The sequence below is a fragment of the Pseudomarimonas arenosa genome (assembly GCF_014841215.1).
Lineage (GTDB): Bacteria > Pseudomonadota > Gammaproteobacteria > Xanthomonadales > Xanthomonadaceae > Pseudomarimonas > Pseudomarimonas arenosa.
Window position 1 is genome coordinate 126,494 of the sequence record NZ_JACYTR010000004.1, and the last position, 23,835, is coordinate 150,328.

Consider the following 23,835-nt stretch of genomic DNA (forward strand, 5'->3'; position numbering starts at 1 on the left):
CGGCAAGCGAAGACGCGGCAGCAGTGCCCGGTGTGGGCGATGCGGCGGGACTGGACGAAATTCGGTGCGCCCAAGGCGCACCCCATGCAACGGCATCAGGCCGCGTTTCTCTCCTCGACCGCCTGAGCCAGGCGCACCCGCACGTACTCGGCGAGATCGGCGGGATTGAACTTGGCGACAAAGGCGTCGGCGCCAACGCGCTCGACCATGGCGTTATTGAAGATGCCTGACAGGGAGGTGTGCAACAGCACATAGAGGTCGGCGAGGCGGGCATCGCGACGGATTTCCGTCGTCAGCGTATAGCCGTCCATCGATGGCATTTCGATGTCGGAAATCACCATGGCGTAGCGATCGAGTATGTTCTCGCCGGATTGCACGATGGACTTCAAATGATCCAGCGCTTGTCGGCCATCGGGCAGCAGCACCGCCTCCACGCCTAGCTCCTCCAGCGTGCGTTGGATCTGCGAGCGGGCGACACGGGAATCGTCGACTACCAGCACCTTGAGGCCTGAGCCGATGAATTCGCCGGCGCCGGGTAGCGTTGGCCCTACTTCGGCCGCGCGAATCTGGCGCGCTTCAGCCAGGATGCGTTCCACATCCAGAATCTGGATCAGTTCGCCCTGGTAGCGGGTGACCGCTGTCAGATGCGACACACCCTGACCGTGTTCGGGGGGCGGAAGCACCTCTTCCACGGCGATATTGACGATGCGCTCAACTGAGCTGACCAGGAAGCCCTGTACCGAGCGATTGAATTCGGTCACCACCAGGTAGTTGGCGTCTTCAGCGTTCGACTCCGGGTGCTGGATGGCGCGACCGAGGTCGATCACCGGCACCGTACGGCCGCGAATATCGGCGCTGCCCAGCACCTGCACGGGGGCGTGGGGCAGGGCAAACAGCTCCGGCTTGCGCAGCACTTCCTGCACCTTGAACACATTCACGCCAAAAAGTTGTCGGCCTCCGAGCCGGAACAACAGCAGGGCAAGTCGATTGTGGCCCGCAAGGCGGGTGCGTTGATCGATCCGATTCAGCAGGTCGCGTGACATGTGGCGTCCATCGGCCTTGGGTCGAGAAACTTGAGCATCGATTGCTAGGCACGAGTCTTGCAGCGCATCCGCTGTATTCGCACGCGGACCCGGCCATGCATCGTCTGATTCTGAGCATACTCGCATTAAGTACCGCTGCGGGAGTCGCCGCCGATTTCCATCCAGTGGAGGACATCCGCCTGAGCGCGGAGTCGGCTTTCGACCTCGGGCCCGGTAGCCGCATTGAAGCCGCGGTTGAGCCTGGACTTCGCTTGCCGAAGTGTCCCGCACCGCTGCAGGCCTCGGTGGTGGGTCAGGCCAGTGCCGAGGTGCGCTGCGACAGCTTGGGCTGGCGTTTGTTCGTGCCGGTGCGCAGCCAGCGCATGGCCAGGGTCTACGTCGTGAAGCAGCCACTGGCCTCGGGCCAGGTACTTGGCATGGACAATGTCGGCGTCGAGCTGCGCGATGTGTCGCGCTTGCCCGGCGGTGTCATCACCGAGGGCACCGACATCAGCGGCCGAACCGCGCGCCGTGCCCTGGTCGCCGGCAGCGTGCTGCTGGTCACGGATGCGGTGCCGCCGCGCATCATCAAGCGTGGTGATCCGGTGGTGCTGATTTCCCGTGCCGGCACGATTGAAGTGCGTGCGCATGGCAAGGCGCTTGCTGCGGCCGGTGTCGATGAGTCCGTGGCGGTGGAGAACGCCAGCTCGCGGCGGGTGGTTCAGGGACGCGTGCTGGCCAGTGGAGAAGTACTGGTCAGATAGACGCTGGCTGGGCAAGATGCGTGGTCTGCCCGACGAGCGGTAGAGGAATTCCTAAAGTTCTGCCGGTAGCGGTCGATAAACCGGACAGAGCCGCAAGATGCAGCACAGAGAGTCCAGCCATGAACACCAAAATCGATGGCATTAGCAGTCTGGGGTCGCGAGCCAGCGTTACCGGCGCCAATAGCACCACCGCGCCGGTCAAGCCGGCCGGCGGGTCGACCGGCGCCGAGGACAGCGTGGAGCTGAGCGGTGAAATGGCCGCTTTGCGCAAACAGCTGGCAGATGCCCCGACGATTGATCAGGCCCGCGTGGCTTCGGTGCGTGCTGCCCTGGAGTCCGGTAGTTACCGCGTCGATGTGCAGGAGATTGCGCTTCGTCTGATCGCTTTGGAACGCCAACTGGGGCAATAGCAGAGGGTCGCAACCGATGAGTCCGGAACAAGCACTGACCGCCTTGGACAAGGCCCTGGACAGCGAACGCTCGGCGCTGATCACCAGCGACGCCGAAACACTGATGGAGGCCAATCAGGCCAAGCTCGCCGCTCTGCGCCAGCTTGAGGCGCTGCAGCCCGAACCGCAATGGCATGATCAGATCCGTCGACTGATGGATCGCAATCGTGCCAACGGCGTCTTGTTGGCCCGACGCCAGCGCGAGGTGCGTTGGGCGCTTCGACACCTTGGGCGCAGCGACAATCAGGCCAGCTATAGCGCAGATGGCAAGGTGGCCTACGCCACTCACGGGCGCTCATTCGGCAGCGTCTGATCGAAATCCGCAGCTCAGCGGATTGCTTCGGCAAGTTTCTGCTCTAGCCCATCGTATCCGTCCCTCGACGCCCGTCTCCACGACGGGCGTTTTGGTTGAAGTGTCCTACACTTGGCCGATGAGCACTCAACATACGGATGTGGCGGTGATCGGCGGCGGTGTGATCGGCATCTGCACCGCCTTGGCCCTGGTCCGGCAAGGACGATCGGTCAGCGTGTTCGAACGTAGCGAGCCCGGCGCCGGTGCCTCGCATGGCAATTGCGGCACCATCACGCCCAGTCACGCACCGCCTCTGGCCGCGCCCGGCATGGTGCTGAAGGCCCTGCGCTGGATGACCCAGGCCGATGCGCCACTGCTGATCCGGCCGCGCTTTGATCCGGCTCTTTGGTACTGGCTGTGGCGTTTCGCCCGACGCTGCAACCGAGACGATTGGCAGCGTTCACTGGCCGGACGTGCCATCCTGTTGCGTGCTTCGGCGGAACGTCTGGCGAAGCTGATCGAGGATGAAAGCCTGGATTGCGAATTTGAGCGCAGCGGGCATCTCTACGTCTGCCGTTCGAGCCAGGTGTTTGACCGGCTGGCCGCCGATTGCGAGGTGTTGGCCGCGCATGATGTGGTCGCCGAGGCCTGGGATGCTGCACGCACCGAGCGCGAAGAGCCGGCCCTGCGAGCTGGGGTGGCCGGCGGCATCCTTTTTCCCGGCGACGCCGTGCTGCGTCCTGATCGCTACCTGGCCGCCCTGGTCAAACGCCTGCTGGAGGCTGGAGGCCAGATCCACAGCGGCGCCGAGATCAAGGCCATCGAACCTGGCGAGCAGCGGGTCGACCTGCGTCTGGCCGATGGTCGCCGCTACTCGGCCTCCCGGCTGGTGCTGGCCGCTGGCGCTTGGTCGCCAGAGCTCGGCCGGCAACTGGGGTTGAACTTGCCGATTCAGCCGGGCAAGGGCTATTCGATTACCTACGACCGCCCGCAGATGGCGCCGCGGCGCCCGCTGGTGCTGAAAGAGCGTTCGGTCTGCGTGACCGCCTGGGCCAGTGGTTTTCGGTTGGGCAGCACGATGGAGTTTTCCGGCTACGACAGCGATCTCCGGCCCGAGCGTTTGCAGGCCCTGGTGCATGCCGCGCAGGAGTATCTGCAACAGCCGGAAGGCCCAGCGCGGCGCGAAGAGTGGTTTGGCTGGCGTCCGATGACCTGGGATGATCTGCCGATCATCGGCCCGCATCCGCGCTGGCCAGCGGTGCTGCTGGCGACCGGCCACGGCATGATGGGCGTGGGGATGTCAGCGATCACCGCCGATCTGGTCTGCGCCCTGGTCAGCGGCGAGTCGCCGCCGATCGATCCCAGGCCCTATCGCTACGAACGCTTCGCCTGAGCGGCTAGCCATCGGTAAACTCGGTCGATGGATACCTTCACTCTGCACCGCGGCCGCGCGCCGCTCTTGGTCAGCATGCCGCACGATGGCGTGATGTTGCCGCCCGAGCTGTTGAAACGCATGCGGCCTTCGGCACGCGCCGTGCCCGACACTGACTGGCATGTGTCGCGTCTATATGCGTTTGCTCGTGAACTGGGTGCTTCGGTGCTGATACCGAACTACTCGCGCTATGTGGTCGACCTCAATCGACCACCCGACGACGTCAGCCTGTACCCGGGACAGAACACCACCGGTCTTTGTCCGACAAGGCAGTTCACCGGCGAGCCGGTCTACCTCGATGGGCAGGAGCCCAATGAGGCCGAGGTGGCCGAGCGGGTAGAGCAGTACTGGCGACCCTACCACCTGGCCTTGGCGCAGCAGCTGGAACACTTGCGTCAGCTGCACGGGGGCGTGGTGTTGTGGGAGGCGCACTCGATCCTCTCGCGAGTGCCCTGGTTGTTCGATGGTCAGCTGCCTGACCTGAATCTTGGCACTGCCGATGGAGCAAGCTGTTCAGTGTGGCTGCAGTCGAAGCTGGCTGGCGTCTGCGCCAGTCAGGGCGACTACACCTGGGTGATCAATGGTCGCTTCAAGGGCGGCTACATCACCCGTCATTACGCCCAACCCAGTCGCCGCGTTGAAGCCGTGCAGCTCGAGCTCTCGCAATGCAGCTACATGGATGAACACTCCACCGCCTACTTGCCCGACCAGGCAGGGAAACTGCAGGTGGTGTTGCGGCAGTTGCTGGAGACCTGTCTTGCGGCTGTGTGAGGTGGATTACACCGCGCATTGACGGGACGTCCCCGGTGGGCCGCCGCCCCCTAAGGTTGGTCGCGACCTGAGGGCCCGCGAACGCGAAGCCTGTAGGGTGGGCCGCGCCCACCATTGATTGCCCCCCCGGCATGCCGGGGAGCGAATCGTCGCGTGGGATCAGGTCTCCAGCGTCGCCAGATCGCCCTTGGTCTCCAGCCAGCTCTTGCGATCTGATGCGCGCTTCTTGCTCAGTAGCATGTCCATCAGGGCCGAAGTCTCAGCCGGTTGTTCCACCGTCAGCTGCACCAGACGTCGTGTGTCGGGATGAATGGCTGATTCGCGCAGCTGCGAGGGGTTCATTTCGCCCAGCCCCTTGAAGCGGGTGACATTGATCTGGCCTTTCATCTTCTCGCGTTCGATCTTATCCAGCATCAGGCGCTTTTCTTCCTCGTCCAGGGCGTAGAACACCTGCTTGCCGACATCGATGCGGAACAGCGGCGGCATGGCGACAAACACATTGCCCTGCCGGACCAAGGCCGGAAAATGCTTGAGGAACAAGGCCGAGAGCAGGGTGGCGATATGCAGCCCGTCGGAATCGGCATCGGCCAGCACGATGATCTTGCCGTAGCGCAGGCCGGAAATATCGTCGGAGCCCGGGTCACAGCCGATCGCCACGGCCAGATCATGGACTTCCTGTGAGCCCAGCACCGAGCCCGATTCCACTTCCCAGGTGTTCAGGATCTTGCCGCGCAAGGGCAGGATGGCCTGGAAATCCTTGTCGCGGGCCTGCTTGGCGCTGCCGCCAGCGGAATCGCCTTCCACCAGAAACAGCTCGGTGCGGGATAGATCCTGGCTAATGCAATCGGCCAGCTTGCCGGGCAGGGCAGGGCCCTGGGTGATCTTCTTGCGGACGATCTGCTTTTCGGTCTTCAGCCGGGCCTGGGCACGCTCGATGGCCAGCTGGGCAATCTGCATGCCGAGTTCGTGATGCTGATTGAGGTAGAGCGAGAACGCATCGTGCGCCGCGCCTTCCACGAACGCTGCCGCCTGGCGCGAACTGAGGCGTTCCTTGGTTTGGCCGCTGAACTGCGGATCGGTCATCTTCATGCTGAGCACGAAGCTGATCCGATCCCAGACGTCTTCCGGCGCCAGCTTCACCCCGCGTGGCAGCAGGTTGCGGAAGTCGCAGAACTCGCGCAGGGCGTCGGTGAGACCCGAGCGCAGGCCGTTGACGTGGGTGCCGCCTTGCGCGGTAGGAATCAGGTTGACATAACTTTCCTGGATCAGCTCGCCATCTGGCACCCAGGCCACCGCCCAGTCGACGCCTTCGATGTCCTTGTTCATTCGCCCCATGAACAGATCGGCCGGCAGGCATTCGCGATCGGCCAGCATGCCGAGCAGGTAGTCCTTCAGGCCGTTCTCGTAATACCACTCATTGGTTTCGCCACTGGCCTCATCAAACAGTTTCACCTTCAGGCCGGGGCAGAGCACGGCCTTGGCCCGCAGCAGATGGCGCAGCGGGCGCAAGGCAAATTTTGGGCTGTCGAAGTACTTGCCGTCGGGCCAGAAGCGCACCCGGGTGCCGGTGGTGCGCTTGGCTACGGTGCCGATCGCTTCCAGCGTGCTCACCGGGAAACCATCGCGATACTCCTGGCGGAATTCCTGGCCCTCGCGGCGAATGATCACCTCGAGCTTGGATGACAGCGCATTCACCACACTGACGCCGACGCCATGCAGACCACCGGAGAAGGTGTAGTTCTTGCCGCTGAACTTGCCGCCGGCGTGCAGCCGGGTGAGGATCAACTCGACGCCCGGAATGCCTTCCTCGGGGTGGATATCGACCGGCATGCCGCGGCCATCGTCGCGCACCTCGGCGCTGCCGTCGGCGAAGATGGTGACCTCAACCGTCTTGGCGTGGCCGGCCAGGGCCTCGTCCACCGAGTTGTCGATCACTTCCTGCGCCAGATGATTCGGACGCGAGGTTTCGGTGTACATGCCAGGGCGGCGTTTGACCGGGTCAAGGCCGGACAGGACTTCAATATCGGCGGCGTTGTAGCGACTGCTCATGCGGGACGGTCGTGCGACGGGAAAGGGCGGCAGGATGGGGCGACGGCGCGTCGGGGTCAAGGCGACGGCCAGGAAGAAAGCCGACAATGCGGCGGCGGCGATCAAATCCTCATGAAATATTAGGCTTCGACCTGTAAAATGCCGCTTTCCCGCGGTAGCCATCTCATGACTCCCCTAATTTTTGTCACCGGCGGTGTGGTGTCCTCCCTCGGCAAGGGCATCGCGTCGGCCTCTCTGGCGGCCATCCTCGAAGCGCGCGGCATGCGCGTGGCGATGATGAAGCTGGACCCCTACATCAATGTCGATCCGGGCACGATGAGCCCGTTTCAGCATGGCGAGGTCTACGTCACCGACGACGGCGCCGAAACCGATCTCGACCTTGGTCACTACGAGCGCTTCGTGCGCGTGCATCTGACCCGCAAGCACTCGATCACCACCGGGCGCATCTACGAAAACGTCATTCGTCGCGAACGCCGCGGCGACTATCTCGGCGCAACGGTGCAGGTGATTCCTCACATCACTGACGAGATCAAGCGTTGTATCGATGAGGCCACCGAAGGCTTCGACATCGGCCTGGTCGAGATTGGCGGCACCGTGGGCGACATCGAGTCGCTGCCGTTTCTGGAGGCAATCCGGCAGATTCGAACCGAGCGTGGCCAGCACAAGGCGATCTTCATGCACCTCACCCTGGTGCCCTGGATCGCCGCCGCCGGCGAGCTCAAGACCAAGCCGACCCAGCACTCGGTGAAGGAATTGCGTTCGATCGGTATCCAGCCCGACGTACTGCTCTGCCGCAGCGAGCAGCGGCTGCCCGACTCAGAACGGCGCAAGATCGCCCTGTTCACCAATGTGCCGGAGAAAGCCGTCATTTCGGCGGTCGATCTCGACAATATCTACAAGATTCCGCTGTGGCTGCACGAACAACAGCTCGATCAGATTGTGGTCGACCTGCTGCATCTGAAGGTTTCGCCAACGGCCGATCTGTCCGAGTGGAAGGCGGTGGTCGATGCCATGGAGCACCCGGTCGATGAGGTGACGGTGGCCGTGGTCGGCAAGTACGTCGACCATGCCGACGCTTACAAGTCGATTGCCGAGGCGTTGAAGCATGGAGGCCTGCGCCAGCGCACCCGAGTCAAGCTGAAGTGGCTGGAATCCGAACAGATCGAGCGCGATGGATTGGCCTTGCTCAAAGATGTCCACGGCATTCTGGTGCCGGGTGGTTTCGGCGATCGCGGCTTCGAGGGCAAGGTGAGCACGGCCAGGTATGCCCGCGAGCACAACGTTCCTTACTTCGGAATCTGCTATGGCATGCAGGCGGCCGTGGTCGACTTTGCCCGCAATGTGGCCGGGCTGGCCGGTGCCAACAGCACTGAGAACGACAAGCAGTCGCCGCATCCGGTCATCGGTCTGATCACCGAATGGCGCACTTCGGGAGGCGAAATGGAGCGGCGCAACGAGGAGTCCGACCTCGGCGGCACCATGCGACTGGGCCTGCAGGAGTGCCGCATCAAGCCCGGCACCAAGGCCCGCGCCATGTATGGCAAGGATGTGATCGCCGAGCGCCATCGTCATCGCTATGAATTCAACAACCGCTATCGCACCCAGCTCGAAGATGCCGGTCTGGTGGTGTCGGCCAAGTCGATGGACGACTTGCTGGTCGAGATGGTCGAATTGCCTGAACACCCCTGGTTTGTCGCCTGCCAGGCTCATCCGGAATTCCTCTCCACCCCGCGCGATGGCCATCCGCTGTTTATCGGCTTTATTCGAGCTGCGAGAGAGCAGAAGGCCGGTGGCAAGCTGTTGAAGGAAGCGAGTGCTTAAGGCTTGGACGGTGGGCCACAGGCCCACCCTACATCGGGCGCTTATCAAATAGGGTGGGCCTGTGGCCCACCATGGAATCGAGAACCCTATGAAACTCTGCGGTTTTGAAGTTGGCCTGGATCAACCTTTCTTTCTGATTGCCGGCCCCTGCGTGATCGAATCGCTGCAGCTGCAGCTCGACACCGCGGGTGCCTTGAAGGAGATCACCCAGGAGCTCGGGATCAATTTCATCTTCAAGTCCAGCTTCGACAAGGCCAATCGCACCTCAGCCAACAGTTTCCGTGGCCCGGGCATGGAGCAGGGCCTGAAGGTGCTGGCCGAGGTCAAGCGACAGCTGAACCTGCCGGTGCTTACCGACGTGCACGAGTACACGCCGCTGGACGAAGTCGCGGCGGTGGTCGATGTGCTGCAGACGCCGGCCTTTCTCTGTCGCCAGACTGACTTCATTCAGAACGTCGCGCGTGCCGGACGGCCGGTGAACATCAAGAAGGGACAGTTCCTCAGTCCCTGGGAAATGAAGCACGTGTCCGACAAGGCCCGCGCCACCGGTAACGAGCAGATCATGGTCTGCGAGCGTGGCGCGAGTTTTGGCTATAACAATCTGGTCTCTGACATGCGCGGCCTGGCGGTGATGCGCGAAACGGGTTGCCCGGTGGTATTTGATGCGACGCATTCGGTGCAATTGCCCGGCGGCGCTGGCGGCAAGTCGGGTGGTCAGCGCGAACATGTGCCGGTGCTGTCACGCGCCGCGGTGGCGGCCGGAGTATCCGGCTTGTTCATGGAAACCCATCCTGATCCCGACAAGGCCCTCTCCGATGGCCCGAACGCCTGGCCGCTGCCGAGAATGCGAGCGCTTCTGGAAACCTTGCTTGAGCTCGATCGAGTTGTTAAGCGACTGGGCTTCCTGGAGCAGGAGTGATGGTGGGATTGTGCGGCTGCCCTGGCGGCGCTGTCTCTCTACGCGGGTCGCGACCCGCCCTACTTTTTGTTGACCACACAGGTAACTGGCGACGATGACCACGATCAGCAAGATCCACGCCCGCGAAATTCTTGATTCGCGAGGCAATCCCACCTTGGAAGCGGAAGTGACCCTGAGCACGGGGCATATGGGGCGGGCTGCGGTACCTTCGGGTGCGTCCACCGGTACCAAAGAGGCGGTGGAACTGCGTGATGGGGACAAGACCCGCTACCTCGGCAAAGGGGTCAAGAAGGCGGTGGCGAATGTCAATGAGACCATCGCCAAGGCCCTGAATGGCTTCAGTGCCGATGATCAGGCCGGGCTTGATGCCAAATTGATCGAACTCGATGGTAGCGACAACAAGGGCCGACTCGGCGCCAATGCGCTGCTCGGCGTTTCGATGGCCAATGCTCACGCGGTGGCGTTGTCGAAGGGGTTGCCGTTGTGGAAGCATCTGGCCGCTGGTCGCGAGGTCAGCCTGCCGGTGCCGATGATGAACATCATCAATGGCGGTGCGCACGCCGACAACAATGTCGACCTGCAGGAATTCATGATTCTGCCGGTGGGTCTGGGCAGTTTTTCCGACGCACTGCGGGCCGGTACCGAAGTGTTTCATGCCCTGAAGTCGGTATTGAAAGGCCGCGGCCTGTCTACCGCGGTGGGTGACGAGGGCGGTTTCGCACCGGATCTTCGTTCCAACGAAGAAGCGCTTGAAACCATACTCGAAGCGATCAACAAGGCCGGCTATCGGGTCGGCGATGATATTGCACTGGGTCTCGACGTCGCCAGCTCGGAGTTCTACGAGAACGGCAAGTACAACCTGGTCGGCGAAGGCAAGCGGCTGAGCTCCGAACAGTTCGTTGAGTTCCTCGGTGACTGGTGCAATCGCTACCCGATCGTAACTATCGAAGACGGCATGGCCGAAGACGACTGGGATGGCTGGAAGCAGTTGACCGCCAGCCTTGGCAAGCGCGTGCAGTTGGTCGGTGATGACCTCTTTGTCACCAACCCGAAGATCTTCAAGGAAGGTATCGAGCAGGGCGTGGCCAATGCCATCCTGATCAAGGTCAACCAGATTGGCACCTTGAGCGAGACGCTGGAAGCGATCGCCCTGGCCGCGAAGTCGAACTATGCGGCCGTGGTGTCGCATCGTTCCGGCGAAACCGAAGACACCACGATTGCTGATATCTCGGTCGCCACCACGGCGACTCAGATCAAGACCGGTTCGCTGTGCCGCAGCGATCGCGTGGCCAAGTACAACCAGCTACTCCGGATCGAAGAAGCGCTGGGCAGTTCGGCGCGCTACGCGGGGCGCAGCGCGTTGAGGCAGGGCTGATTGAAGTCGGCCACCATGGCCCGCTGGGCATTGCTCGGGCTGGCGCTGCTACTCGCAGCGCTGCAGTTCAAGCTTTGGCATGGCGAGGGTGGGCGGGCCGAGGTGGAGGAATTGCGCAAGGCTTTGCGCGAGCAGGAACAAGTGAACGCTGAACTGCGCCGACGCAACGCGGATCTTGCTGCCGAAGTCGAAGATCTGAAGACCGGCGAAGCGGCGGTGGAAGAGCGCGCACGCTTGGAGCTGGGCATGATCAAACCGGGCGAGGTGTTTTATCGGGTGGTGCCCGATGCCGAAGGCGCCACCCAGCCAACTGGCAAGGAATCAACACCATGACCTGGGTCGTTGTGCCAGCCGCAGGCAAGGGCGTGCGCTTCGGTGGTGACCTGCCGAAACAGTATGTTCAAGTGTTCGGCCGTAGCCTGCTGCACCACACGCTGACACTTCTCTGCCGTCACCCGGACATTACCGGCGTGCAGGTGGTGCTGGCCCGCAAGGATCAGCACTGGCCGGGCTGGCGCGAGATGTACGGCAAGCCGATCAAGACCTGCATCGGCGGGGCAGAACGCGCAGACTCAGTGCTGGCGGGTCTGCGCGCGCTGCCCGACAGCGTCCGCGAACGCGACTGGGTGTTGGTGCATGATGCTGCGCGCCCCTGCCTGCCTGCGGGCGATCTGGTCAGGCTATTGGAACTTGGCGGCAGTCATGCAGTGGGCGCCTTGTTGGCTGAGCCGGTGCGTGACACCATCAAGCGCAGCAATGCGCGCGGTGAGTCTGAACAAACCGTTCCACGCGACACCCTGTGGCGCGCGCAAACACCACAGATGTTTCGCCGCGCCACGTTGCAGCGGGCGCTGGAAACCGCCTTGGCTTCGGGGTTGGCAATCACCGACGAAGCGATGGCGGTGGAGCGTCTGGGCCTGTTGCCGTTGTTGGTCGAAGGCAGCAGTTGCAATCTCAAGGTCACAACCGAGGACGACCTGGCGGTGGCCGAATTTTGGCTGGGTCGCTTGTCTGGTCGCGATGGCTAGCGCGACGACGAGCAAGGGAGCAACGATGAGAGTGGGGATTGGTTACGACGTGCACGCCTTCGGCGAAGGCGACCATGTGGTGCTGGGCGGGGTGCGCATCGAGCACGAGCGCGGAGTGCTGGCCCATTCGGACGGCGATGTGCTGATCCATGCAGTCTGCGATGCCCTGTTGGGTGCATTGGCACTGGGCGATATCGGTCATCACTTTCCTCCCGGCGACCCGGAGTGGAAGGATGCCGACAGTCGCATGATGCTGCGCGCCGTGCAGGCCATCCTGCAGGAGCGCGGCTGGCGGGTGAACAACGTTGATTCGGTGGTGGTCTGCGAGACCCCCAAGCTTGCGCCGCATATCGATCGGATGCGCCAGCTGATGTCGGAAGACTTGCGCATACCCGTCGAGGCCGTGGCGGTCAAGGCGACCACGTCCGAGCGTCTTGGCTTCACCGGACGAAAAGAGGGCATTGCCGCACAGGCTGTGGTCAGTCTGGCACCGCGTGAGTAGCGCATGAGTACCCAGAAACTGCCGCGAGCGTACGGGCCGTCGGTGCTTAGCGGCCTAATTCGCCAACAGCCGGAAGACTTCCAGGTCGAGGAGGTGCTGGGCTTCGAGCCCGAGGGTGAAGGTGAGCACCTGATGCTGTGGGTTGAGAAGCGTGGCGCCAACACCGCCTGGGTGGCGGAGCAATTGGCTCGGCACTTGGGCTTGCCGGCACGGGCGGTGAGCTGGGCTGGGCTGAAGGATCGCCATGCGCTGACGCGGCAGTGGTTGGGTGCGCACCTTGGACGCGCTGCCGAACCTGTGAGCTGGCCGGAGCATCCCGAATATCGAGTGCTGCAAGCCGTTCGCCATCGCCGCAAGCTGCAGACCGGTGCGCTCAAAGGCAACCGGTTCTTGCTTGAACTGCGTGATGTGCAGGGTGATCCAGCAGCCATTGATCAGCGCCTGCGGCAAATTGCCGACGGCGGCGTACCCAATTACTTCGGCGAGCAGCGTTTCGGCCGCGAGGGCGATAACGTGGAGCAGGCCAGGGCGGTGTTCGCCGGGCGCAAGCTGCCCAAGCACAAGGTTTCGATCTTGCTCTCCTCGGTGCGCTCACTCGGATTCAACAACGTGCTGGCCGCACGAGTGCGGGCGGAGTGCTGGAATCGTGCTGTCGAAGGCGAACTGTTTGCACTGGATGGCAGCCGCAGCACGTTTGGTCCCGAACCGTTGAACGCGGAGCTGGAGCAGCGCCTGAAGGCGATGGATATTCATCCCAGCGCAGCCCTGTGGGGCCGCGGTGCGCTGCGTACGCAGGCACAGGCGGCAGAGTTTGATCGGCAGCATGGCCTCGATGACGACTTGCTGGCGGGCCTTGAGCGCTTCGGGCTGAGTCAGGAGCGTCGCGCATTGCGCCTGCCAGTGCGCGATCTGCATTGGCAGTTTCCTGAACCGGGTCGAGTGCAGCTCCGTTTCTTTCTGCCTGCTGGCAGCTACGCGACGTCGGTGTTGCATGAACTGGGCCTGACTGCCGAGGCGAAACCGGCAATTTCCTAGCAGATCCCTCAGGTGGCACGGGCGTAGTCTTTGAGTGGCGGCGGCCTTGCCGTCGCCACAACCCGACATCGGAGGCGACTATGAGAACGCGTCTGACTTTGCTGGCCCTTGCGGCCAGCGTGGTAATGGCCTCAGGCTGCGCCACCAACGGCAGCCGCTTTTCGGCACGAAACGTCGATATGTCCGCCGACACCGCCTACATGGCGAAGGTCGAAGCGGTAGCCAGGCGGCGTGGCGTGGATGTGCAATGGGTAAATCCCCCGCGAGTCGCTGACCGACGCATCGCCGCAAAATCGGATTGACTGACAGGCTGCTGAAATGAGTATTTCAGCAGCTGCTACTCGTCCGCAGCGCCGGCCTGCTCACCGGCTCGGCGTTGTGCCAACAGCACCAGCAGAGCGCCGCTGCCGCCGCGGGCTGCGGGTGCATTGCAAAATGCCAGGACATCCCGGCGATGGCTGAGCATGCGTTCGACCAGGGGTCGAAGGACCGACTGACCGGCGGCGCTCTTCAGTCCTTTTCCATGCACCACCAACACACAACGGGCGCCTTCATCGCGGGCCTGGCGCAGGAATCGTCGCAGGCTGGATTCCGCTACCGGCACCGTCATGCCATGCAGATCGATGTCGTCCTGCACCGCATACAGGCCTCGCTTCAGTCGGCGCAAGACCTTGAACGGCACTTCGGGACGACGATAAGCACCACTGTCACCGGCCAGCGCGGTCGCTTCGCCGCGCTGTGATTGGCGTAAGGCCTGCGCCTCATCGGCGTGAAACTGCCGCGCCTGCGGTACCGGCTTCTGGCGAAGCGGTGCAGCGGCCTCTGTTTTGACCTTGCGCACTTCGCCCACCGCCGCGGCCAACAGGGCGGGGTCGTTGTCGTCGAATTGGTCGAGATCGCGAGACATGACTCCATCATGGTGTCTTCGCGCGAGGATACAAGGGCTGGCCTTGCAGAGGGCCAGTTGAACGACAGGTTAGAGTCGTCGCTGTCTGTCTGGCCGGGGTCGTCGCCGCGGGCCGTCAGGCCGCGGCGGCGACCAAGCGGTTTACCAGCCCATGTAGTGCCCGCCATTGATGGACAGATTGGCGCCGGTGATCCAGGCAGCTTCATCGGGCAGGAAGAAGCTCACCGCATAGGCGATTTCGTCCGGCGTACCGAGGCGTCCCACCGGGATTTGTGCGGCGATCTTGGCGCGCACCTCTTCCGGTACCGCCATCACCATGTCGGTGGCGACATAGCCAGGCGAAATGGTGTTGACGGTGATACCGAACTTGGCGCTTTCCTGGGCAAGCGAAATGGTAAAGCCATGCATGCCGGCCTTGGAGGCGGCATAGTTGGCTTGGCCGTACTGGCCCTTCTGGCCGTTGATCGAGCTGATCTGAATGATTCGACCCCACTTGCGGTTGCGCATGCCCTCGATCACCGGGTGGGTGGCGTTGTAGCAGGAATTGAGGTTGGTATTGATGACCTCCTGCCACTGCATTGCGCTCATCTTGTGGAAGGTGGTGTCGCGGGTAATGCCGGCGTTGTTGACCAGAATCTCGACTGGTCCGAGCGCTTCTTCCACGCCCCTGACCATGGCCGCCGCTGATTCGGGTGAGCCCACGTCGCCAGGTACGATCGTGATATCGAAGCCTTTAGCCTTGAGTTCCGCCTGCCAGGCAAGCGCCTTTTCCTCATTGCGGTAGTTGGTGGCGACGCGGTGACCAAGGCTGGCCAGACGGCAGCAGATCGCCGTTCCAATACCACCGGTTCCACCGGTGACCAGTGCGACTCGTGATTGCGACATGGGTTTCCCTCCGACATGTGTGGTTGAAGACGTATCGCCCTCGTCCCGCAGTGTACACATAGCGGAGGCTGCGGTTGCTCGCATCCACGTGCAAGCTGACCTGCAGGCCAGATCTCGAGGGTCGATCAGTTAGTTAATCTGGTCATTGTCCTCGCTTTGCGTAACAGATTCGTGGCTCGGTGGCGGGTCAGTCAGGCTGCGGTCAAGAAACTCGCCCTGGCCGATGCGCCGCCAGTCGAAATGGGGTAGCACAGCGCGCAGCCAGGCATTAGCCGAGCCGTTTCGCGGCGCTGCCTCTGGCGCCTGTCCCAGCACACGCCAGGCGGCAGTCAGGGCGGGTACGGGGTCATCGGCATCGACCGGCACGGCAGCGCTGGATTTGCTCAGCTTGCGTCCTTGAGCATCGACGACCAAGGGCAAATGCATATAGCGCGGTGGAGTCCAGCCCAAGGACTGATACAGCAGGACCTGCCGTGCGCAGGAGTCGAGCAGGTCAGCGCCGCGGACGACATCGCTTACTCCTTGGTCGGCATCGTCGACCACCACAGCCAGTTGGTAGGCGAAAGGGCCGTCGGCACGTCGCAGCACAAAGTCGCCGCTATCGCGTCCCGGCCATTGCTGCAGCACGCCGCGCAGTCGATCCTCGATCGACAGCGTGACGTCGGCAACACGCAGCCTGATCGCATGATGGTTGGGGTCGAATGGACGAACACAGCATCGGTGAGCCTGGCCGAAGTCGGCCAGATCGCTGCGGCTACAACTGCAGGCAAAGGCCAAGTCTTGCTGGACCAGACCTTGCAGGACCTCGGCGTAGCGCTCGCTGCGCTGGCTCTGCCAGATGACTTCGCGGTCAGGATGCAGGCCAAATGCGGACAATGTGGCCAGCTGCTGCCGTGCGGCGCCAGGCACCTCGCGCGGTGGGTCGAGATCCTCCACTCGCAGCAGCCACTCGCCGTCATGCTGTCGAGCATCGAGCCAGCTGCCGAGTGCGGCCACCAGGGAGCCAAAATGAAGCGCGCCGGTAGGCGAGGGCGCAAAGCGCCCAACGTAACCAGAGTTCGGTGAACTCACGCCGGTCGGAAGCGCTCGTGGGTGAGAATGGTCATGCCGGCTGCGGCCGCCGGCACCACTGCCAAGTTGAGCAGCGGCACCAGCAAGGCGCCCATGGTGGCCAATCCGAAACCCAGCGCCATCCATCGATGTTCGCGCAGAAACCGCAGCTGCTCAGCCAGGCTCAGTCGGTAAGGGCCAAGCGGATGGGCAACGAATTCAAACGCCAGTAGCCATGCCCCGACCAGAACGCCCAGCGGGGCTGCAATCAACTGCACGATGGGCACGAAGCCAAGCAAGAACACGCCGAGCAAGCACAGTAGCGAATAGCCCAGTCGGCGCAGCTCGATGCCGAGATCGAAGCGAAACTCCGACCACATGCCACCGTAAGGCACTTCCGGCATTTCCCGGCCCAGCTCACGCCACACCTTGGCCGACAGCGCGCCCAGGAACGGGCCGAGCAATAGATTGGCCAGCAAGGTGAAGGAGAACAGGCTGGCAATCAGCATGGCCACCGCGGCGAGCGGAAACAACAGGTAGCGCAGCCAGCTGACATCCTCGGGCAGCCAACGGTCCATCGCCAATTCCAGGGCGAAGAAAAGCAGCATCGAGGCGAGGGCGAAGATCAGCATATTGCCCAGGATCGGCAGTACTACGAAGCGCTTCATCCCAGGCTTGGTCAGCCAACGGAAGCCGCGAATCAGGCCGCCCGGTCCCGAGGTCATTCGTGTGCTCAGCGGTGGCGCACCGCTGCCTTCATCAGCCATGTTCTCAGCCAAACTCGTAGTTCATTTCGGAGCCAGCCGGCGCCAGGAAGTTGCCCGAAACCAGACTGACTGCGCTGGTGTACAGTACCGTCATGCTGGTGGCGTCCTCGACGAACACGGCAACGGATTTCTTGCCTAGCGCTTGTGCTTTCTCGGCGATCTCCTTGACCTTCTTCTGGTGCTCCTGGTTCTTCGCCAGATCGACCATGAATGAACGGTCGATTCTTAGGTATTGCGCGTCGACGTGGCTGAGCAGCTGGAAGGAATTCACTCCGGAACCGAACTGCTCCAGCGAGAACTGCACATTGTGTCTGGCAATGGCGCGCTGGAAATCCTGTGCCAGCTTGAGATTGGTGAATACCTTGGCTTCCGGCACTTCCAGAATCAGCCGCGAGCCGTCGATTTCGAGCTTCTTGATCTGATTGCCGATCAGTTCCGGTAGCTTGGCGTCGTGCAAACTGCTAGTGGTGATGTTGACGATCACCGAGGTGTCCTTGCCCTGCTTCTTGCGCTCGCTGATGATGGCCAGCGAGCGGCCGATCACCCAGCGATCGATCTTGCCCATCAACCCGTGCTCTTCGGCCTCGGGCAGGAAGGACATCGGCGGCACCAGTTCGCCGTTTGGCAGCTTCATGCGGATGAATACTTCGTAGCACTCACCTTCATCGCCATGCAGCGAAATGACTGGCTGGTAGTGCAGCACGAAGCGGTTCTCTTCCAGGGCGGCTTCGATTTCCTTGACCCGCGCCAGGATGCGTTGTTCTTCGGCGCGGTCCCGGGCCCCGGGGTCGAACAGTTCGACCCGATTGCCGCCCAGAGCTGCCGCATTGCCCAAGCCTTGCGCGGCCTTGTCCAACACCTGAGGCGTGCTGGCGATGCGCTCTCCGATCTGCACCGCGCCCACGCTCACGGTGGCCGACACCGAGCGCGATCCGACGTCCAGAATCTGGCCCCTGAAGGCTGTGCAGACGTTGTTTGCGGTTTCTTCGGTCAGGGCGTGGTTGCTGTCGCGCAGCAAGGCGGCGAAGGTCATTTCGCCGAAGCGGGACAGCACATGCTCATCCCCCAGCACCTTGCGCAGTCGGCTGGTGATGGCCTGCAGCAAGTCATCGGTGGCGCCGATGCCAATGTCGGAGAGGATGGCGTCGTAGTTGTCGATTTCGATCAGCAGCAAGGCGCGATCCTGGCCGCCTTCCGCTGCCTCGGCGACCAGTCGGTCGGCCTCGGCCATGAAGTAGGTGCGGTTGAACAGCCCGCTGGCCTGGTCGCGCTGCCTGAGTTCGTCGAGCTCGCGTACCACATCGGCATCGATGGTGCGCTGACGGAAGATGATCTGCAGGCAGGGCTCCGACTCATAACTTGCCGGCGTGAACTCCATTTCGGCTTCGAAAGTGGAGCCATCGCTGCGCTGTGCAGTAAGCTGCATGTTCTTCGGCGGCTGCTCGCCCTTGCTGATTCGCTTGAGCAGCTGCTTGAAATTGTCGGCATGACCGGTTGCCACCAGGTCGAGCAAGGACAGGCCTTCGATATCCTCATACTCCTCGAAGCCGAACATCTCCAGGTAGGCCTGATTGGCGCGGATGTGCATGCCTTCGTGGATATAGGCCACCGGATCGCGCGAAGAGTCGATCAGTGCGTCGCAGCGCCGTTCGGTTTCACGCAGGGCCGCCTGCAATCGCCGCACTGAACGCCGTGCTTCGACCGCGGCAAAGGCATTGGTAATGGCAAACTGCAGAATCTCCGGGTGGTTGCGCGGCGCGACTCGCGGCACGCCGGAAGCGAAGGCTGCCTGAACGCCCTGATCACTGAGTTCGCTCAGAACCGCGATCACCGGTACGTCCTTGCCGCTGCTCTCGACGATCTCCACCACCCGTTCGATTGGGATGATCTTGGCCTCGACGCCGGCCACGACCAGATCGAACGGCTGCTTGCGGATCAAATCCTGGAACTGTTCTTCCGATTCGACCCGCGTGGGCCGGACGGCGGTTCCGCCGTTTCTAAGAATGCTGGCAGTACGTTCCGCGTCCTCCACGCGGTCTTCCACCAGCAACAGACGCAACACTGACTCTCTGACCGACATGGGCTTCTGATCAATCGAACTGTGTTCAGTCTCACATGATTGCGAGTCAGCGCCAAGACTTGCTGACGACGTGTGCGGTCATTCACTGGCGTGGTGCGGCAGAAAGCGCTGGGGCAGGCATTCCGGGGCAGGCGAGCTGCGGACACACGACGGCCGGGGCCAGCGTCGGGCGGGCGGGGCCGGGTGTTGCCATCAAAGCCAGGTCTTGTGCGGCTCGCCGGCAATTTCCCTGGCCAGGCGCGGCACCAGATAGCCGGGCAGCTGACGCCGCATCTCGGCGTAGATCGCCCTGGCATCGGACTCGCCGACCTCGAAATGTGCGCTGCCGTGGGTGCGGTCGAGCAGGTGCAGATAATACGGCAGCACGCCCGATGCCCACAGCGCCTCGGACAGCTGCAGCTGGGCACGGATGCTGTCGTTGACGCCGCGCAGCAGTACCGCCTGGTTGAGCAGATGGGTGCCCGCCGCGCGCAGGCGGGCACAGACATCCGCGACCTGATCATCGATCTCCTGAGCGTGGTTGCTGTGCAGTACCAAGGTGATCGGCCAGGGCAAACCTGCCAGCCAATCGAGCAGATCGGCGTCGACCCGCTGCGGGATAACCACCGGCAAGCGACTGTGGATGCGCAGGCGGCGGATCGTGCCCAGTGCGATGAGTCCGTCAGTCAGTTCGCGCAGCTTGCTCGTGCTCAATGCCAGCGGATCACCGCCGCTCAATATGACTTCACTGACGTCCGGATGTTGCCGCAGATAGTCGAGCGCGGCAGCCCAACTCTGCTTGGCGGCCAGTTCCTCGCTGTAGGGAAAGTGTCGGCGAAAACAATATCGGCAGTGAATGGCACAGCTGCCAGTGGCGATCAGCAGCACTCGGCCGTGGTACTTGTGCAAGACCCCGCTGGCGCCTCGGCTGCCGAGATCGCCCACCGCATCGAATTCGAAGCCGGGCACGCGCCGGGTCTCGTCGATCAATGGCAGTACCTGCCGCAGCAGTGGGTCGGCGGCATCTCCGATCCGCATTCGGGCGCGGAATGGGGCTGGCGCCCGCAGCGGAAACTGGGCATCGGCCGGGGCCAACTGCAGCGCATCGGCGTCCAGCGCCAGGGAATGCAGCAGGTCGGCGGCCGAAATTGCCGATTCACGGTAGAGCTGGCGCCAGTCGGCTGGCTGGGCGAGCGGGGTGGCAGACGGTATCATTGAGGGTTTTACGGGCGCGCGACCGGCCTAACCTGGTTTCAAATTCCCGCAATTCTAGCTGTGCGGCGCGTGCACGGCTCGGCATCTAGGAGTGACAACATGGCCAGCTATGGCATGAATGACGTGAAGAACGGGATGAAGATCCTGGTTGACGGCTATCCCTGCGTGATCGTCGACACCGATTACATCAAGCCCGGCAAGGGCCAGGCCTTCACCCGCGTGAAGTATCGCAACATCCGCACCGGTCGGGTGGTCGAGCTGACCATGAAGTCGACCGACTCAGTAGAAGCGGCCGACGTGGTGGATACCGACATGCAGTATCTCTACACCGACGGCGAGTTTTGGCACTTCATGCAGCCCGATTCGTTCGAACAGCACACCGCCGACAAGAACGCCATGGGCGAAGCCGCCCAGTGGCTGAAAGGCGAGGAAATGTGCGTGGTCACCCTGTTCAATGGCTCGCCCTTGGCCATTACGCCGCCCAACTTCGTCGAACTGCAGATCGTTGAGACCGACCCGGGCGTGCGCGGCGATACCTCTGGCGGCGGCGGCAAGCCGGCCAAGCTGGAAACCGGCGCCGTGGTGCGCGTGCCGCTGTTCGTGGCACAGGAAGAAGTGATTCGCGTCGACACCCGCACGGGTGAGTACGTCTCGCGCGTCAAGTAATTCAGCTGCAAACCCGGCCCCGCTTCGGTGGGCCGGGAAATCGCGGAGCACAAGGCATGGCAAATCAGGGCGCAGCAACGGAATGCAGCTTGGTGATCGAGGCCGGCTGGGTGGTGCCGGTGGAGCCGCACGCCACTGTCTGGCGGGACCACGCGGTGGCCTTGGCCGGCGATCGCATCCTGGCGATCGGTTCGCGTGCCGAGCTGGCGCAACGATTTCCCCAGGCGCCCCGGGTGTTGCGACCCGAGGCGATTCTGCTGCCAGGGCTGATCAATGCCCACACGCACAATCCGATGACGCTGATGCGCGGGGTGGCCGATGACCTGCCCTTGCATACCTGGCTGAACCAGCACATCTGGCCCATCGAGGCCGCTGTCATCGGGCCCGAATTCGTCGAAGACGGTGTGACCCTGGCGATCGCCGAGATGCTGCGCGGCGGAACCACCTGTTGCAACGAGAACTACTTCTTTCCCGACGTGCAGGCCGCCACTTACGCCAAGTTTGGTTTTCGTGCCACGGTCGGGCTGCCGATCATCGAGTTTCCCACCGCCTGGGCCAAGGATCGCGAGCAGTATTTCGACAAGGCGTTGGAGGTGCACGACAACTTCCGCGGCGACGCCCTGATCCGCACCTGTTTCGCTCCACATGCGCCATACACGGTGGCTGACGCCAGCTTCGAGCGCATTCGAATGCTGGCCGATCAACTCGATGTACCCGTGCACTGTCATGTGCACGAGACCGAACAGGAGGTGATCGATTCGCTGCGCGATCACGGCATGCGACCGCTGGCGCGTCTGGATCGGCTGGGCCTGGTCAACCGGCAGCTGATTGCGGTGCACATGACCCAGCTGACCGAGGCAGAAATCGCCCTCTGCGCTGAACGCGGCGTTTCGGTGGCGCATTGCCCTGAGTCCAACTTGAAGCTTGCCTCCGGCTTCTGTCCGACCGAAGCGCTGCGGCGGGCCGGGGTCAATCTGGCCCTGGGTACCGATGGCTGTGCCAGCAACAATGACCTCGACATGATTGGCGAGTTGCGCACCGCGGCCCTGTTGGCCAAGGCGGTAGCGCGCGACGCGGCGGCCTTGAACGCGCCCGATGCTCTGCGCATGGCCACCTTGGGCGCGGCGACGGCGCTCGCTCGGGAACAGGAGATCGGCAGCATCGAGGTCGGCAAACAGGCCGACCTGATCTGCATTCGGCAGGACACCGTCGAGTCGTTTCCGTGTTTCGAAGCGATTTCGCAGATCGTCTACTCAACCGGTCGCTCGCAGGTTCAGGATGTCTGGATTGCCGGTCAGCGCAAGCTGAACGATGGTCAGTTGGTGGACTTCGATGTTCAGGCGCTGAAGGCCAAGTCGGGCGAATGGCAGGCGCGCATTGCCGCGCTGCCGATACGTGGAGCCACGGTGTGAGTGGCGTGGCGACCAATGCCAGCGCCAGCGAGATCGCCAAGTTCGATCGTCTGGCCGCGCGCTGGTGGGATCCTCACGGGGAGTCACGTCCCTTGCATGAGCTCAACCCGGCGCGGCTCGGTTTTGTCAGTGATCGCACGGCGCTGCGCGGCAAGCGCGTGCTCGACGTCGGCTGCGGCGGTGGGCTGTTGTCAGAGGCGCTGAACGGCGCGGGTGCCGAGGTGGTGGCGATTGACCTGGCCGAAGAGCTGATCGAAATCGCCCGTCTGCATCTGCTCGAGTCCGGGCGTGCGGTCGACTACCGACTGTGCTCTGCGGAACAGCTGGCGGCCGCCGAGCCGGCCTCGTTCGATGTGATCACCTGCATGGAGATGCTCGAGCACGTGCCTGATCCGGCCTCGGTGATCAGCGCGATGGCGGCCCTGTTGAAACCAGGTGGCCAGCTGTTCCTGTCGACCTTGAACCGCACGCCCTTGGCGTTCGCTGGCGCCATTGTCGGCGCGGAATATCTGTTGCGCCTGTTGCCGCGCGGTACCCATCAATACAAGAGCTTCATCAAGCCTAGCGAACTGGCTGCAGGGCTGCGTGATGCCGGTCTGCAGCTGAAGGACGTAGCCGGGTTGCACTACGTACCGCTGCTCGGCAAGGCGTTTGTCGGGCCTGGAACCGGGGTCAACTATCTGGCCTGGGCGGAGCGACCGCTGTGAGCTTTGGTCTTTCGATGAAACCACGTGCTGTGTTGTTCGATCTGGATGGTACGCTGGCGGACACCGCGGCCGATCTTTGCGGCGCGGCCAACCGTATGCGTGAAGCGCAGGGGCAGGCGGCGCTGCCGCTCTCGGAGTTTCGGCCCTGGGTGTCGCGTGGCGGTCGTGCGATGCTGGACATCGCTTTCCCGGACCGCAGTGCAGCACAACGAGAGATCATGTTGCCCGAGTTCTTGCAGAACTACGCCGAGCACGTGGCTGACCAGACACGTCTGTTCGATGGCATCGCCGAGCTGTTGTCGGCCATTGAACAGGCGGGTCTGCGCTGGGGCATCGTCACCAACAAGCCGATCGCCCTGGCCGGCCCGGTGGTGGCGGCATTGGGGTTGAGCGAGCGCAGCGGCGTCTTGATCGGCGGTGATTCGCTGCCGGAGCGCAAACCGCATCCATTGCCTTTGCTGGAGGCCTGCCGTCAGCTGGAAGTCGCACCGCACGAGGCGATTTACGTCGGCGATGATCGCCGTGACGTAGAAGCGGCGCGGGCAGCGGGAATGCCGGTCGTCGGGGTCCGTTGGGGCTATCTGCCGCCAGGTGACCCGATAGACAGCTGGGGCGCTGATCGACTGATCAACGCCCCACTGGACTTGCTCGCTGTGCTGCAGCTGATGCGCTCAGAACCGCCTGTTGCTGCTTCCTTGGGTTGACGAC

The 23,835-nt window shown here is 63.0% G+C and carries 25 protein-coding genes; 17 read left to right on the plus strand and 8 right to left on the minus strand.

Translation table 11 applies throughout. The features are described from left to right. Nucleotides 1-95: 95 nt before the first annotated feature. On the minus strand, nt 96-1,043 hold the full coding sequence (locus tag IFO71_RS03330) for a chemotaxis protein CheV (protein WP_192028111.1): 948 nt from the start codon (nt 1,041-1,043) through the stop codon (nt 96-98). A 95-nt stretch (nt 1,044-1,138) separates the two neighbouring features. On the opposite strand from IFO71_RS03330, the gene flgA reads away from it, so the two are divergent. From flgA to hutG, 5 genes are all read left to right on the plus strand, one after another. Further along, nucleotides 1,139-1,786, plus strand: a complete 648-nt coding sequence (flgA, locus tag IFO71_RS03335) for a flagellar basal body P-ring formation chaperone FlgA (protein WP_192028112.1) — start codon at nt 1,139-1,141, stop codon at nt 1,784-1,786. Between the two features lie 119 nt (nt 1,787-1,905). After that, nucleotides 1,906-2,196: a flagellar biosynthesis anti-sigma factor FlgM gene (gene flgM, locus IFO71_RS03340; protein ID WP_192028113.1), complete on the plus strand. Its 291-nt coding sequence runs from the start codon at nt 1,906-1,908 to the stop codon at nt 2,194-2,196. A gap of 16 nt (nt 2,197-2,212) precedes the next feature. After that, a complete protein-coding gene (locus tag IFO71_RS03345) occupies nt 2,213-2,548 on the plus strand; it encodes a flagellar protein FlgN (RefSeq protein WP_192028114.1) in 336 nt (111 codons plus the stop codon). A 118-nt stretch (nt 2,549-2,666) separates the two neighbouring features. Beyond that, nucleotides 2,667-3,920 (plus strand): NAD(P)/FAD-dependent oxidoreductase, encoded by a 1,254-nt coding sequence (locus IFO71_RS03350; protein WP_192028115.1) that lies wholly within the window; start codon nt 2,667-2,669, stop codon nt 3,918-3,920. Between the two features lie 27 nt (nt 3,921-3,947). Then, on the plus strand, nt 3,948-4,730 hold the full coding sequence (hutG, locus tag IFO71_RS03355) for an N-formylglutamate deformylase (RefSeq protein ID WP_192028116.1): 783 nt from the start codon (nt 3,948-3,950) through the stop codon (nt 4,728-4,730). Nucleotides 4,731-4,889: 159 nt separating this feature from the next. On the opposite strand, the gene parE is transcribed toward hutG, so the two are convergent. After that, the gene (gene parE / locus IFO71_RS03360) at nt 4,890-6,779 is read right to left on the minus strand and encodes a DNA topoisomerase IV subunit B (protein ID WP_192028117.1); all 1,890 of its coding nucleotides are present in this window, start codon (nt 6,777-6,779) and stop codon (nt 4,890-4,892) included. A 165-nt stretch (nt 6,780-6,944) separates the two neighbouring features. Between parE and pyrG the strand changes: the two genes are divergently transcribed. From pyrG to IFO71_RS03400, 8 genes are all read left to right on the plus strand, one after another. Beyond that, nucleotides 6,945-8,600: a CTP synthase gene (gene pyrG, locus IFO71_RS03365; protein ID WP_192028118.1), complete on the plus strand. Its 1,656-nt coding sequence runs from the start codon at nt 6,945-6,947 to the stop codon at nt 8,598-8,600. An 88-nt stretch (nt 8,601-8,688) separates the two neighbouring features. Continuing rightward, nucleotides 8,689-9,519, plus strand: coding sequence for a 3-deoxy-8-phosphooctulonate synthase (kdsA, locus tag IFO71_RS03370; RefSeq protein ID WP_192028119.1), 831 nt, complete (start codon nt 8,689-8,691; stop codon nt 9,517-9,519). Between the two features lie 94 nt (nt 9,520-9,613). Next, nucleotides 9,614-10,894, plus strand: coding sequence for a phosphopyruvate hydratase (gene eno / locus IFO71_RS03375; RefSeq protein WP_192028120.1), 1,281 nt, complete (start codon nt 9,614-9,616; stop codon nt 10,892-10,894). Nucleotides 10,895-10,909: 15 nt separating this feature from the next. Next, on the plus strand, nt 10,910-11,227 hold the full coding sequence (ftsB, locus tag IFO71_RS03380) for a cell division protein FtsB (protein ID WP_192028170.1): 318 nt from the start codon (nt 10,910-10,912) through the stop codon (nt 11,225-11,227). Further along, nucleotides 11,224-11,922 carry a 2-C-methyl-D-erythritol 4-phosphate cytidylyltransferase gene (gene ispD, locus IFO71_RS03385; protein WP_225444332.1) on the plus strand — a complete coding sequence of 233 codons (699 nt, stop codon included), beginning with the start codon at nt 11,224-11,226 and terminating at the stop codon, nt 11,920-11,922. The genes ftsB and ispD overlap by 4 nt, the downstream gene beginning before the upstream one ends. A 25-nt stretch (nt 11,923-11,947) precedes the next feature. Then, on the plus strand, nt 11,948-12,424 hold the full coding sequence (gene ispF, locus IFO71_RS03390; protein ID WP_192028121.1) for a 2-C-methyl-D-erythritol 2,4-cyclodiphosphate synthase: 477 nt from the start codon (nt 11,948-11,950) through the stop codon (nt 12,422-12,424). 3 nt (nt 12,425-12,427) lie between these two features. After that, on the plus strand, nt 12,428-13,459 hold the full coding sequence (gene truD, locus IFO71_RS03395) for a tRNA pseudouridine(13) synthase TruD (protein WP_192028122.1): 1,032 nt from the start codon (nt 12,428-12,430) through the stop codon (nt 13,457-13,459). Between the two features lie 80 nt (nt 13,460-13,539). Next, complete coding sequence (locus IFO71_RS03400; RefSeq protein ID WP_192028123.1) at nt 13,540-13,761, plus strand: hypothetical protein; 222 nt, start codon at nt 13,540-13,542, stop codon at nt 13,759-13,761. Between the two features lie 35 nt (nt 13,762-13,796). Here the strand turns inward: IFO71_RS03400 and IFO71_RS03405 are convergent, their stop codons facing one another. The 6 genes from IFO71_RS03405 to epmB all read right to left on the minus strand — a co-directional run bounded on the left by IFO71_RS03405 (nt 13,797) and on the right by epmB (nt 20,342). Continuing rightward, a complete protein-coding gene (locus IFO71_RS03405) occupies nt 13,797-14,366 on the minus strand; it encodes a Smr/MutS family protein (protein WP_192028124.1) in 570 nt (189 codons plus the stop codon). A 141-nt stretch (nt 14,367-14,507) separates the two neighbouring features. Beyond that, nucleotides 14,508-15,251, minus strand: coding sequence for an acetoacetyl-CoA reductase (phbB, locus tag IFO71_RS03410; protein WP_192028125.1), 744 nt, complete (start codon nt 15,249-15,251; stop codon nt 14,508-14,510). Nucleotides 15,252-15,380: 129 nt separating this feature from the next. Further along, on the minus strand, nt 15,381-16,322 hold the full coding sequence (gluQRS, locus tag IFO71_RS03415) for a tRNA glutamyl-Q(34) synthetase GluQRS (RefSeq protein WP_332309298.1): 942 nt from the start codon (nt 16,320-16,322) through the stop codon (nt 15,381-15,383). Then, nucleotides 16,319-17,026 carry a sulfate transporter CysZ gene (cysZ, locus tag IFO71_RS21730; RefSeq protein ID WP_225444333.1) on the minus strand — a complete coding sequence of 236 codons (708 nt, stop codon included), beginning with the start codon at nt 17,024-17,026 and terminating at the stop codon, nt 16,319-16,321. Before cysZ ends, gluQRS begins: the two co-directional genes overlap by 4 nt. A 46-nt stretch (nt 17,027-17,072) precedes the next feature. Beyond that, on the minus strand, nt 17,073-19,148 hold the full coding sequence (locus IFO71_RS03420; RefSeq protein ID WP_192028127.1) for an EAL domain-containing response regulator: 2,076 nt from the start codon (nt 19,146-19,148) through the stop codon (nt 17,073-17,075). A gap of 192 nt (nt 19,149-19,340) precedes the next feature. Further along, a complete protein-coding gene (epmB, locus tag IFO71_RS03425; RefSeq protein WP_192028128.1) occupies nt 19,341-20,342 on the minus strand; it encodes an EF-P beta-lysylation protein EpmB in 1,002 nt (333 codons plus the stop codon). Between the two features lie 99 nt (nt 20,343-20,441). Here epmB and efp point away from each other — a divergent pair, with 99 nt between their 5' ends. Genes efp through gph form a run of 4 tightly spaced genes read left to right on the plus strand, consistent with a single transcriptional unit; the run spans nt 20,442 to nt 23,831 of the window. Further along, on the plus strand, nt 20,442-21,008 hold the full coding sequence (gene efp / locus IFO71_RS03430) for an elongation factor P (protein ID WP_192028129.1): 567 nt from the start codon (nt 20,442-20,444) through the stop codon (nt 21,006-21,008). Nucleotides 21,009-21,064: 56 nt separating this feature from the next. Beyond that, a complete protein-coding gene (locus tag IFO71_RS03435) occupies nt 21,065-22,420 on the plus strand; it encodes a TRZ/ATZ family hydrolase (RefSeq protein ID WP_192028130.1) in 1,356 nt (451 codons plus the stop codon). Beyond that, nucleotides 22,372-23,127, plus strand: a complete 756-nt coding sequence (ubiG, locus tag IFO71_RS03440; protein ID WP_192028131.1) for a bifunctional 2-polyprenyl-6-hydroxyphenol methylase/3-demethylubiquinol 3-O-methyltransferase UbiG — start codon at nt 22,372-22,374, stop codon at nt 23,125-23,127. Before IFO71_RS03435 ends, ubiG begins: the two co-directional genes overlap by 49 nt. A gap of 14 nt (nt 23,128-23,141) precedes the next feature. Then, complete coding sequence (gene gph, locus IFO71_RS03445; protein ID WP_192028132.1) at nt 23,142-23,831, plus strand: phosphoglycolate phosphatase; 690 nt, start codon at nt 23,142-23,144, stop codon at nt 23,829-23,831. Nucleotides 23,832-23,835: the final 4 nt, after the last annotated feature.

What these genes read in the sequence shown, in the direction of transcription:
- IFO71_RS03330 (WP_192028111.1), bottom strand. Translation starts at nt 1,043, where the DNA reads ATGTCACGCGACCTGCTGAATCGGATCGATCAACGCACCCGCCTTGCG.
- flgA (WP_192028112.1), top strand. Translation starts at nt 1,139, where the DNA reads ATGCATCGTCTGATTCTGAGCATACTCGCATTAAGTACCGCTGCGGGA.
- flgM (WP_192028113.1), top strand. Translation starts at nt 1,906, where the DNA reads ATGAACACCAAAATCGATGGCATTAGCAGTCTGGGGTCGCGAGCCAGC.
- IFO71_RS03345 (WP_192028114.1), top strand. Translation starts at nt 2,213, where the DNA reads ATGAGTCCGGAACAAGCACTGACCGCCTTGGACAAGGCCCTGGACAGC.
- IFO71_RS03350 (WP_192028115.1), top strand. Translation starts at nt 2,667, where the DNA reads ATGAGCACTCAACATACGGATGTGGCGGTGATCGGCGGCGGTGTGATC.
- hutG (WP_192028116.1), top strand. Translation starts at nt 3,948, where the DNA reads ATGGATACCTTCACTCTGCACCGCGGCCGCGCGCCGCTCTTGGTCAGC.
- parE (WP_192028117.1), bottom strand. Translation starts at nt 6,779, where the DNA reads ATGAGCAGTCGCTACAACGCCGCCGATATTGAAGTCCTGTCCGGCCTT.
- pyrG (WP_192028118.1), top strand. Translation starts at nt 6,945, where the DNA reads ATGACTCCCCTAATTTTTGTCACCGGCGGTGTGGTGTCCTCCCTCGGC.
- kdsA (WP_192028119.1), top strand. Translation starts at nt 8,689, where the DNA reads ATGAAACTCTGCGGTTTTGAAGTTGGCCTGGATCAACCTTTCTTTCTG.
- eno (WP_192028120.1), top strand. Translation starts at nt 9,614, where the DNA reads ATGACCACGATCAGCAAGATCCACGCCCGCGAAATTCTTGATTCGCGA.
- ftsB (WP_192028170.1), top strand. Translation starts at nt 10,910, where the DNA reads ATGGCCCGCTGGGCATTGCTCGGGCTGGCGCTGCTACTCGCAGCGCTG.
- ispD (WP_225444332.1), top strand. Translation starts at nt 11,224, where the DNA reads ATGACCTGGGTCGTTGTGCCAGCCGCAGGCAAGGGCGTGCGCTTCGGT.
- ispF (WP_192028121.1), top strand. Translation starts at nt 11,948, where the DNA reads ATGAGAGTGGGGATTGGTTACGACGTGCACGCCTTCGGCGAAGGCGAC.
- truD (WP_192028122.1), top strand. Translation starts at nt 12,428, where the DNA reads ATGAGTACCCAGAAACTGCCGCGAGCGTACGGGCCGTCGGTGCTTAGC.
- IFO71_RS03400 (WP_192028123.1), top strand. Translation starts at nt 13,540, where the DNA reads ATGAGAACGCGTCTGACTTTGCTGGCCCTTGCGGCCAGCGTGGTAATG.
- IFO71_RS03405 (WP_192028124.1), bottom strand. Translation starts at nt 14,366, where the DNA reads ATGTCTCGCGATCTCGACCAATTCGACGACAACGACCCCGCCCTGTTG.
- phbB (WP_192028125.1), bottom strand. Translation starts at nt 15,251, where the DNA reads ATGTCGCAATCACGAGTCGCACTGGTCACCGGTGGAACCGGTGGTATT.
- cysZ (WP_225444333.1), bottom strand. Translation starts at nt 17,026, where the DNA reads ATGACCTCGGGACCGGGCGGCCTGATTCGCGGCTTCCGTTGGCTGACC.
- IFO71_RS03420 (WP_192028127.1), bottom strand. Translation starts at nt 19,148, where the DNA reads ATGTCGGTCAGAGAGTCAGTGTTGCGTCTGTTGCTGGTGGAAGACCGC.
- epmB (WP_192028128.1), bottom strand. Translation starts at nt 20,342, where the DNA reads ATGATACCGTCTGCCACCCCGCTCGCCCAGCCAGCCGACTGGCGCCAG.
- efp (WP_192028129.1), top strand. Translation starts at nt 20,442, where the DNA reads ATGGCCAGCTATGGCATGAATGACGTGAAGAACGGGATGAAGATCCTG.
- IFO71_RS03435 (WP_192028130.1), top strand. Translation starts at nt 21,065, where the DNA reads ATGGCAAATCAGGGCGCAGCAACGGAATGCAGCTTGGTGATCGAGGCC.
- ubiG (WP_192028131.1), top strand. Translation starts at nt 22,372, where the DNA reads ATGGCAGGCGCGCATTGCCGCGCTGCCGATACGTGGAGCCACGGTGTG.
- gph (WP_192028132.1), top strand. Translation starts at nt 23,142, where the DNA reads ATGAAACCACGTGCTGTGTTGTTCGATCTGGATGGTACGCTGGCGGAC.